A 10398-nucleotide genomic window follows, 5' to 3' on the forward strand; every position below is an offset into this window, starting at 1 on the left:
TTAGGTCAAGAAAAATAATCTTGTGATATACCGAACCCAGAGGTAAAAAGTGGAACCTATAGCGATTATCGGCATCGGTTGCCGTTTTCCCAATGCTAACAATCCTGAATCATTCTGGAAACTTTTGCGTAATGGTATCGATGCTATCGCCCAAGTCCCTTCATACCGATGGGATGTAGATGCTTATTATGACCCCGATCCAAATACAAAGGGCAAAATGAACACCCGTTGGGGTGGTTTTTTGGATTGTGTCGATCAATTCGATCCGGGCTTTTTCGGGATTTCTCCCCGGGAAGCCGAACGCATGGACCCCCAGCAAAGATTAGTTTTGGAAATAGCATGGGAAGCTTTAGAAAATGCAGCAATCGCACCACAACGTCTAGCGGGTAGCCAAACTGGGGTTTTTATTGGAATTGGTAACTACGACTATGGTAGATTTCTATGTAGGGATTTATCCAACATTAATAGTCATAATGCCCCCGGTTTGACATTGAGCCTTGCTGCCAATCGCTTATCTTATTTGCTGGATCTGCACGGACCGAGTATGGCTATAGAAACAGCCTGCTCCTCATCCTTAGTAGCCGTTCACTCTGCTTGTCAAAGTTTGCGGAGTGGCGAGTCCAACTTGGTCATTACTGGGGGAGTGAGCCTGATGCTATCGCCAGATATGACAATTACCTTCTCCCAAACCCGGATGATGGCACCTGATGGTCGGTGTAAAACATTTGACGCTAGTGCTGATGGTTATGTCAGGGGAGAGGGTTGTGGGATTGTGATTCTCAAGCGTCTGAGCGATGCCATTTTGGATAAAGACCGTATCCTGGCAGTTATTAAGGGCTCGGCAGTTAATCATGATGGACTTAGTAACGGTATTACTGCACCTAATGGCTTGGCTCAACAAGCAGTTATTCGCCAAGCTTTGAAAAACGCCGGTGTTGCACCAGCAGAAATTAGTTATATTGAAGCCCACGGAACTGGAACTGCTTTGGGAGATCCAATTGAAATTAGAGCGCTAAAGGCAGTATTAATGCAGGAACGTTCCCCGCAGCAGCTCTGTGGAATTGGGTCGGTGAAGACAAATATCGGTCATTTAGAACCAGCAGCAGGAATAGCGGGTTTGATTAAGGTGGTGTTATCGCTACAACATGGGGAAATTCCCCCCCACCTACATTTGCAGCAGTTAAATCCCCATCTGGGTTTAGAGGGAACGCCGTTTTTTATTCCGAGAGAATGTCAACCGTGGGCTAAAATTGGCGATAGTCGTTTAGCAGGGGTGAGTGGTTTTAGCTTCGGTGGCACTAATTGTCATGTGATTTTAGAAGTAGCACCGGAACAGAGTCGGCGAGTAATTGAACGAGAAAATTCCCACCACATTCTTACATTATCGGCTAAGAACGAGACGGCTTTAAAAGAACTGGCGCAAGGTTATGCAGATTTCTTAATGTCTCATCCCGAGCTATCTTTAGCAGATGTTTGCTTTACTGCGAATACGGGGCGATCGCATTTTTCTCATCGGCTGGCAATTACAGCTGGGTCTCATCAAGAGTTTGTCCATTGCCTCAGTAATTTCACTGAAGGTAAGAAAGCATTTGGATTATCGAGCGGTAAGGTTATTAGTCGTCAGCCCCTAAAAATAGCATTTTTATTTACGGGTCAGGGTTCCCAGTACGTAGACATGGGTCGTCAACTTTACGAAACCCAACCCAGCTTCCGAAAAACTCTAGAACGCTGCGATCAAATTCTGCGTCCTTATTTAGAAAAGCCCTTGCTATCCATTTTATATCCAGATGGGGGTGAAAGTTCTCTTATACACGAAACCGCCTACACTCAACCCGCTTTATTTGCTTTAGAATATGCCCTTGCAGAATTATGGCAATCTTGGGGTATAACACCTGATGTGGTAATAGGTCATAGTTTGGGTGAGTATGTCGCTGCTTGTGTTGCGGGGGTATTTAGCCTTGAGGAAGGTCTGAAGCTAGTTGCTCAAAGAGCTAGTTTAATGCAGGCTTTGCCCCAAACAGGTGAGATGGTTGCTGTATTTGCCGAGCTTAATCAAGTGGAAGCAGCTATTCAACCATACTCACAAGAAATTTCCATCGCTACAATTAACAGTCCTGAAAATATTGTCATTTCCGGAGAGCGAGGAAAAGTTCGGCAAGTAGTAATTAGCTTAGAAGCACAAGGAATTAAAACTCAACAATTACGAGTTTCTCACGCCTTTCACTCCCCACTCATCGAACCGATACTTGATTCCTTTGAAACTGCGGCAAGTTTTGTGCAGTTTCAACCTCCAAACTTACCCCTGATTTCTAATTTGACGGGCGAAATCCTGCCCTCTGAATATATCCCTGATGTAAATTATTGGCGGCAGCATACCAGGAAGCCAGTGAATTTCATGGCGGGGATAAATACTTTATTTGAGCGAGGCTATAACTTATTTTTAGAAATCGGTTCCAAGCCTATCCTCTCAAGAATGGGTCAAAAATGTCAGCAAAGTCCTGCAACTTGGCTCTCTTCTCTAGTCCCAGGACAAGAAGATTGGCAAGTATTACTTTTGAGCTTCGGAGCTTTGTACGTGCAGGGAGTGGATGTCAACTGGATCGGATTTGAGCAAGACTACTCACGATCGAGGTTATCACTTCCTACCTATCCCTTCCAACGTCAACGTTACTGGATTAAAGATACCTCTCAAGTCATGGATGAACAGAAATTAGGTGCAAAAGTATCTCAGTTACAAAAAGATAGTAGTGACCACACAAAGCGGCAGATTTTGTCAACATTGGGTTCTCTAGTAGGGAATCTATTACAAGTAGTCCCCGAACAAATAGATATTTATACACCTTTTCTGGAGATGGGGGCTGATTCGCTCATCCTCCTGGATGCTGTGGCAAAAATTGAAAACACTTATGCTATCAAGATTGCTATTAGCCAGTTATTTGATGAGTGTAGAACAATTGAAGCTCTAGCAACTTACATTGCACAGAATATGCCCCCACAATTGCTACAATTAGGGGCCTCAGCAGCACAGTCAAAGCAAGCAATTTCTGAGATTCCCGTACCAAGTATTGATAATACAGAAATTTCGACTTACTCTGACACATTGCCTGAGACAGTATTAGAGCGAATCATGTCACAGCAACTGCAGGTAATGTCTCAGCAGCTAGAAATTCTACAGAGCAAAGGGAAAAATAGCATACAAGCATCATTGCCCAACGGAATTTCTACATCCACAGAGCCAAAAATTTCTTCTGTAAACGGCAAACAGAATCAAAAACCCCTTGCACAAATACAACTTCAACACAATAACCCGCAGCAACAGCGCCACCTAGAAGCACTAATCGCCCGATATAACAAACGGACGCAAAAATCTAAACGCATAGCAGCAGCTAGCCGTTCCATTCTTGCTGACAGCAGATCTGTGGCAGGATTCCGCCCTTCCATTAAGGAATTAGTTTATCCCATTATTGGAGAACGAGCAAAAGGCTCTAAATTTTGGGATATTGACGGTAACGAATATATTGATATCACCATGGGGTTTGGGGTGCTGCTGTTTGGTCATAACCCACCATTTATTACTAAAGCCTTAGAAAAACAGCTTCATCAAGGAATACAACTTGGTCCTCAATCAAATCTGGCAATAGAAGTAGCTGAGTTAATCTGCGAACTAACTAATATGGAGCGCGTCACTTTCTGTAATTCAGGTACAGAAGCCGTAATGACAGCGCTACGGTTAGCACGCACTGCCACAGGTCGAAATAAAATTGCTTTATTTACTGGTTCTTATCACGGCCATTTCGATGGAGTTTTAGCTCGGTCAGTCAATGATGAAACCACTGCTGTACCAATGACTATAGGTGTATCGCCCGATGCTATAGCTTCCGTGCTGGTGCTGGATTATGGAAATCCTCAATCTTTGGAGATTTTGCAAACTCATGCCGACGAATTGGCTGCTGTATTAGTTGAACCAGTGCAAAGTCGTCATCCTAATTTACAACCTCAGCAATTTTTACAGCAGTTGAGGCGATTGACACAAACTTGTGGAATCGCCTTGATTTTTGATGAAGTAATTACAGGTTTCCGAATTCATCCAGGTGGTTTTCAGGCCTATTCCGGAATCGAGGCGGATATGGTCATTTATGGTAAGATTATTGGCGGCGGGCAACCGATAGGAGTTATCGCTGGCAAGGCAACTTACATGAATGGCATCGACGGCGGAGTCTGGAACTATGGAGATGCCTCCTATCCTCAAGGGTCAAAGACCTTTTTTGCTGGAACCTTTAACAAAAATCATATGGCGATGGCTGCCGCCAGGGCTGTGTTGCAATATATCAAGAAAGAAGGTGTGAGGCTTCAGCAGCAGTTGAACCAGCGGACTTCTCAGTTAGCAGCAACGTTGAATGCTTATTTTAAAGAGGGGAATATACCCATAGAGTTAGTGCATTTTAGCTCCCTATTTCGGTTCTCCTCCGCAGAAAATATAGATTTACTTTTCTATCATTTATTAGAAAAAGGTATTTACATTTGGGAAGGGCGTAACTGTTTTTTGTCTACGGTACATACAGATGAAGATGTTGACTATTTGATTGGGGCAGTCAAGAATAGTGTAGAAGAACTGCGGAAGGGAGGATTTTGGCTAAAACCAACGGATCAGCAATTAAAGAACGATAAAGTTTTAAATTCAACATCAGCCAAGTCTTATACCCCAGTACAAAAAAGTACAAGAATATCGGCAGAAAAAAAAGCAGCAATTAATTTATTAACCCCATTTGAAATTAGCGATCGCCTCAACCCCGAATACAATCAATTAATTTCCCGGCAAAACTTAGAAGCTTATCAACAAGGATTAATTAAAGCAGTTCTACCCCAACAGTCCGTAATTTTAGAGGAAGCAGCACATAAGATTCCCCTGACTGAGGCTCAAAAACAACTTTGGGTTCTGGCGCAGATGAGTGAAGAAGGTTCAATTGCCTATAATGAATCTGTGAGTCTGCGACTAAAGGGTTCGCTTAACTTAAAAGCGATACAACAAGCAATGCAAAAAGTCATAAATCGGCATGAGGCATTAAGAACTATTATCAGTACTCAAGGAGATTTTCAGCAGATATTGCCTGATGTGAAAATAGATATTCCAATAATTGACTTTTCTAACTTGGATAGTAGTGAATGGGAAGTTAAAGTTGATGAGTGGTTACAAAAAGAAGCACGCAAACCTTTCAACCTAAGCGTTGGACTTTTGTTGCGAGTCCACATTATTAAGTTAGAGTCACAACTGTATCAGTTAGTGTTAACTGCTCATCACATCATTATTGATGGCTGGTCTATTGATGTCATTTTTAATGACTTAGGCAAAATATATTCCGCAGAATCTCAAGGAATTTCTTACCAACTTGAAGAACCGATGCAACTGAGCGAATATATAAAATGGCAAGAACAGCAAAGTCACACGGAGAAAATGGCAGAAGATAAAGCTTACTGGTTAGCACAGTTTGCTGATTCTATCCCCATCTTAGAGTTACCTACAGATTATCCTCGTCCTATTGTACAAACTTACGCCGGGGTTGAACAAACAACGATTATAGATGCTGGGTGTTTGCGCGATCTAAAAAGTTTCAGCACTCACCACGGATGTACATTGTTCATGACTTTAATAGCCGTGCTTAATCTACTACTATATCATTTGTCGGGTCAAGAAGATATAGTAATTGGTGTTCCGACTGCTGGACAATCTCATGTAGGAGGTAAAGACCTAGTGGGTTATTATGCCAATGTATTGCCATTGCGGTTTTCAGCTAAAAACCAAAGTTTTAGCAACTATCTTACTGCTATAAGAAAAGTGTTTTTGAATGGTTACGATCATCAAAATTATCCTCTTAGTGACTTACTAAAGCAATTGAATATTAAACGCGATCCGAGTCGTCCACCTTTAGTTACAACACTAATTGGTATGGATAAATTTGGTGGGGATCTAAAGCTTTTTGGACTTGAAGTTGAGGGATTTACAAATTATACTGGTATTGCTCGGCGGGAACTTACTTGGAATATAGTTGAAATAGATGGTCAACTGTCATTTAAGTGTAATTATAATTCAGATATTTATAACGCTTCTAGAATTCGGCATTGGATGGAGCAATTTGAAACAATTTTACACACTGCCATTAAAGAACCTGATATCTGGATAGATGGGATTGTAGAAAGACTTACTAAATCCGATAGACAAAAACAGATAGCAGAAGAACAAAATTTAGAAGCGGTTAGCATCCGAAAGCTAAAGAACTTTAAGCGTAAAGTAATAGAATCATAAAGGTATTAAGAATAATTTTTTTATTATTGCTCCAATGACACTATTTTTTTCGCAAGACACTTGGCACATTTATCGGTAGTTTTTATATCTCACAACTAAGCATGAAAAAGAAATAAGTATTTATGTACAAGTATCTATGAATAAATCAACGACGAATTTGCTTAATTTTGAAATAAATAATCAAATCCAACTCAAGAACTTTAAAGTTTTACCAAAATTTGCTGGTATATGGGAAGGTAAGTGGATTCGCTTAGACCAAAATGGTAATGAGATTGAAAGATTTACATCAACTTTGAACCAAAAAATTGTTAACAATCAATGGGTACAAACTAATCAGCATAAATATCCGAATGGTCAAGTTATTAATATCAACTTTTTTGGTAAAGCAGTGGAGGAAGGTAAGGTAATTTTTGAAAGTCCCGATTATCCTTATTGTAACTTCCTGATGCTTGTTGAAGAACATGGAGATAATTTAATCATTATTAGCGTATTCGATAAAGAAACAGGCTCTCCATTAGCAACAGAAACTATTAATTTTATTAGTGAAAATGAACGAATTAGAACTTTGCAGCAATTTAAAGCACCACATGGAAAAATTAGTGGATTCATGCTTGTTGTTGAACATAAAGTTGGCATGGGAGCAACGCGATTTTGTGAAATTTAATCCAAATACCGCGATCAGCCGCACGGCTGCGCCGAACGCTAACAAAAAAAACAGTAGCTATTCATCAAATAATACATAAAAGCAAGTACAAATACATATTTATCAAACAGAGGTGTGGCGCGAAGCGGCACACCTCCGTTGGTTATAGATATAAAGGCAAATCAATGTTGGAAATATTGAATGTGAAAGTTTAATCAGTTATCTTATCCGTTTGGCTGAGGTTCATTGCGTTACTCCGGATAAATTAATCAAGCATAAAATCTATCCACTTTTCTGGGGACAAGAAGATTTATCGACGAAGTATAAAGGGATTATTGGTAGAACTTTTACAAATCGTTCTCATATTAAGTCACTACATTTTAGTGGTTGGTATACATCTAAATTAATTGAATAAGACGGAAAATCTTACAAAACGTAGTGATTTAACTTGTCTAACTATGATGTATTGGCATGAGTTGATAACTTACGTTTATTTACTTCGTGACTCTAAAGCTTGGTGTCCATTATGTTATAGCTATTGGCATCAAAAGAAACTGCCTATATACGAACCATTGATTTGGTCTTTTAAACCAGTTTCTGTATGTTCTCAACATCATTATCCTTTGATTACACAATGCCCTCAATGTAATCATAAATTATCTATAATAGCTCCTAATTCACGAATCGGATATTGCAATTATTGTGGAGAATGGTTAGGAGATGTAGATAAATATCAAGTCAAATCACATACTTCATACCACTCAGAAATTAAATTACAATCAGAGCTAATCAAGATTCTTGGTTCACTAATTACTTTTAACAGTAAAGTATATGAGGATGAAAATAAAAGATTTTACAGACAAATTATTACTTATTTCCAACTTAAAGAATTAGAAGGCTTAGAATTATCAAATTCTCAGATTCCTAAAAAACGAATACATGAATCTATGAGCTATATCAAACATATCCAGTATTCCTGTCTTTGTGCCATAAATCCCCAAGGACCTCCGCAGTCTTCTGGAGGACAGGCACGTTTACCATGAATACAAACTGGATAAAAGCAGTTTAATTTCGGAGTTAGAATTTTTTCCAGTCGAATTTGATGCTCCCAACTATCACCAAAATCATACTCGTATAAAAAACGCTCGCGGATTCGCCTTTCCTAATCCGATAATCTGACTTCTTCTGGATTATCAGAAAAGTACATTCCTCCAATTTTAGGAATACCGAACTGCTTGCCATGAATTATGAAGCGATGTAAGTGAGTATCAGTCCAGCCCATCGCTATCTGGATAATATAATGTAAGTCGGCCCCTCAGCTGTCGCTGCGAACTTTGATGCGCCGCCAAATCATCGGGCTGATATTCAATATAAAAATTTTTAGTTGGTAGATAACAGGTTGTTCGGGATTTGACATTGAATCATCTTACAGCATTACATATCCCCTATCTCCCCCGAAAAAAATCGCTCTCGTTCAACACTATAATATTCTCGATATATTCGCCCCTTCTCTACATCGTCCCCAATTAATAATAACTCTCGCGCTTCCGCAATCATTAAAAACAATAATAGGAAATTTTTTCCGTTCGGTAATGTAAGGTTCCTAAATATCTGATAACTAATAAAATTTTACAATTGCTGGTATCTCGTGCTTACTGTGTTTTCGTTTTACGGCTCACGCCGATTAAGAAGTGAAGTCTGTAAAATATCTGAACGCTTATACTCAAAAGTTTACTATTCCATTCGTTCTTTATGTGGACTTCTCGCAAAACGTAGTTTCCAAGATTTTAATTGGGATGCATTTAAAGAACGCTTTGCAAGTGATTTCGGAAAAGCTGAAGAACAGCGTTACTCCCTAGAGCAATTGCTTGAATTTGCTAATCGTAAATTTAGTAAAACCTTGGAAGATTTAGTAGTGCTAAATCAATTATCCTGGCAGCGCAGAAGAGAATATGCAGAACGTGTAAATGCGAGCGTTAGTCCTCAAGTAGAAGCTGAGAATTAATCCTGGCATTTCAAACAATATAAAAGTGGGAATAAAGAAGATTTTATTCCCCTTTTTGTTGTCAAAAATTATTTCAGTGATATCTATGGCAGAAGTTTTAAGTGAACCGCAATTCCAAATATTTATTCATCCGAAAACAGGAGTTAACTTTGTTATCTGCATTAACTTTAAATACTCCAACTTCGTTGACTTGAGCGCTATTTTTACCAACCAGGGAGAATTTTGCAACAGAGACACCTGCATCACCTTCTATATTCCAAACGTCTTGGTTAGTAGATTTACTCAAGTTCAAGGAAGTATTAGTTACTCCCGGAGCGCCTGGGTCAACTATAACGCCGTTGGCTGTTAAGTCTGCATCACCTCGTTTCCCGTCCACAAAGTGCAGTGTTATTTGGTCAGCTTTTCCATCATCGTTGGTATCAAAGAATTGAGCGCCAGTTTCACCGTCGTAGAGGAATTCATACCAACCGTCTTGGTTGCTTTCTGGGGTTTTACCGTATTTCCAGAAGGTGTTGTAATTTTGGTCTTGGGGAAGTAATAAGTTGACGGTGGTAGCTGAACCGGGGGTTAAACCTTCTAATTTGAAATCAAGCACACCGACGGGAAGAGTAATATCTTTTTCCTCTGGTTCGCTGACTGCGTTCTCTGTAGTGATTTTGACATTACGAAGAATACTATTGGGGGCGGAGACGATTGTGATAATATCATCGGAGGTAGTTCCACTAAGTTTGAGCAAGGAAGAGACGTTAGCTTGTTGAAAGTCTAATTTACCATCCCTATTCCCATCACCATTGTTAGGTGCAAGGTTTTCCTGTTCGTCAGGTGTACCGTCATTGTCAGTGTCTTGGATCAAACTGTCATCATTTTGGATAGTAACTGTAAAACTTTCAGTCAAAATTTGTGAGTTATACTAAAAACGGTTAGGATATAGACTTTTGTGTTACGCCAATATCAAGTATTACAAGTAGGGTCATAATCAGGGTTAAAGTAGTAGTGCTTAGAATAAATTTTACAACAGAAGATATTGAAAAGCTGCATTATGAAAGATATCATCATCCTCACCCTTTAGTACAGAAAAAGATGGAAGTTCTCTATCTTAAAAGCCAAGAGATAAAACATAAAGATATTTGTAGTTTATGTCAAATCTCTAAAACAACCTTAACAAAATATATTAAGCAATATCAATTAGGAGGAGTAGAAGAACTGAAAAAAATAGAATATAAAGGACAGCAAAGTGAGCTAAATCGCTATAGTGATATTTTCAAAGAACATTTTGAAAAACACCCGCCTTCAAGTGTCAATGAAGCGAGTGATGTAATTGAAAAATTAACTGGTATTAAACGTAGTCCAACACAGGTGAGAGAGTTTATGAAAAGAATAGGTCTTCGTTGTTTAAAAGTAGGATATGTGCCGGGAAAGTCAATAGAAAAAGAAAAAATAATTGAACAA

6 protein-coding genes and 1 pseudogene are annotated in these 10398 nt (G+C 39.3%); 5 read left to right on the plus strand and 2 right to left on the minus strand.

Annotated features, from left to right (window positions below; genetic code table 11):
* Positions 1 to 49 precede the first annotated feature (49 nt).
* From VB797_RS16430 to VB797_RS16440, 3 genes are all read left to right on the plus strand, one after another.
* Complete coding sequence (locus VB797_RS16430) at positions 50 to 6301, plus strand: aminotransferase class III-fold pyridoxal phosphate-dependent enzyme (RefSeq protein ID WP_323238781.1); 6252 nt, start codon at positions 50 to 52, stop codon at positions 6299 to 6301.
* A gap of 136 nt (positions 6302 to 6437) precedes the next feature.
* Positions 6438 to 6965 (plus strand): hypothetical protein, encoded by a 528-nt coding sequence (locus VB797_RS16435; RefSeq protein ID WP_323238782.1) that lies wholly within the window; start codon positions 6438 to 6440, stop codon positions 6963 to 6965.
* A 437-nt stretch (positions 6966 to 7402) separates the two neighbouring features.
* A complete protein-coding gene (locus tag VB797_RS16440) occupies positions 7403 to 7987 on the plus strand; it encodes a TniQ family protein (protein WP_323238783.1) in 585 nt (194 codons plus the stop codon).
* Here VB797_RS16440 and VB797_RS16445 read toward each other — a convergent pair.
* Positions 7897 to 8226, minus strand: a pseudogene (locus VB797_RS16445) (plasmid pRiA4b ORF-3 family protein). The gene VB797_RS16440 and the pseudogene VB797_RS16445 sit on opposite strands and share 91 nt — an antisense overlap.
* 375 nt (positions 8227 to 8601) lie before the next feature.
* Here VB797_RS16445 and VB797_RS16450 point away from each other — a divergent pair.
* The gene (locus VB797_RS16450) at positions 8602 to 8949 is read left to right on the plus strand and encodes a hypothetical protein (RefSeq protein WP_323238789.1); all 348 of its coding nucleotides are present in this window, start codon (positions 8602 to 8604) and stop codon (positions 8947 to 8949) included.
* Between the two features lie 97 nt (positions 8950 to 9046).
* Here the strand turns inward: VB797_RS16450 and VB797_RS16455 are convergent, their stop codons facing one another.
* Positions 9047 to 9844 (minus strand): choice-of-anchor U domain-containing protein, encoded by a 798-nt coding sequence (locus tag VB797_RS16455; protein WP_323238784.1) that lies wholly within the window; start codon positions 9842 to 9844, stop codon positions 9047 to 9049.
* 62 nt (positions 9845 to 9906) lie between these two features.
* Here VB797_RS16455 and VB797_RS16460 point away from each other — a divergent pair.
* Positions 9907 to 10398 (plus strand): helix-turn-helix domain-containing protein (locus tag VB797_RS16460; RefSeq protein WP_323238790.1); only part of this gene is annotated, 492 nt, incomplete at its 3' end.

Source organism: Rivularia sp. UHCC 0363, from assembly GCF_034931125.1.
Lineage (GTDB): Bacteria > Cyanobacteriota > Cyanobacteriia > Cyanobacteriales > Nostocaceae > Rivularia.

Bases quoted from the DNA above. Each gene is read 5' to 3' on its own strand.
- VB797_RS16435 (WP_323238782.1), top strand. From the start codon at position 6,438: ATGAATAAATCAACGACGAATTTGCTTAATTTTGAAATAAATAATCAA.
- VB797_RS16440 (WP_323238783.1), top strand. From the start codon at position 7,403: ATGATGTATTGGCATGAGTTGATAACTTACGTTTATTTACTTCGTGAC.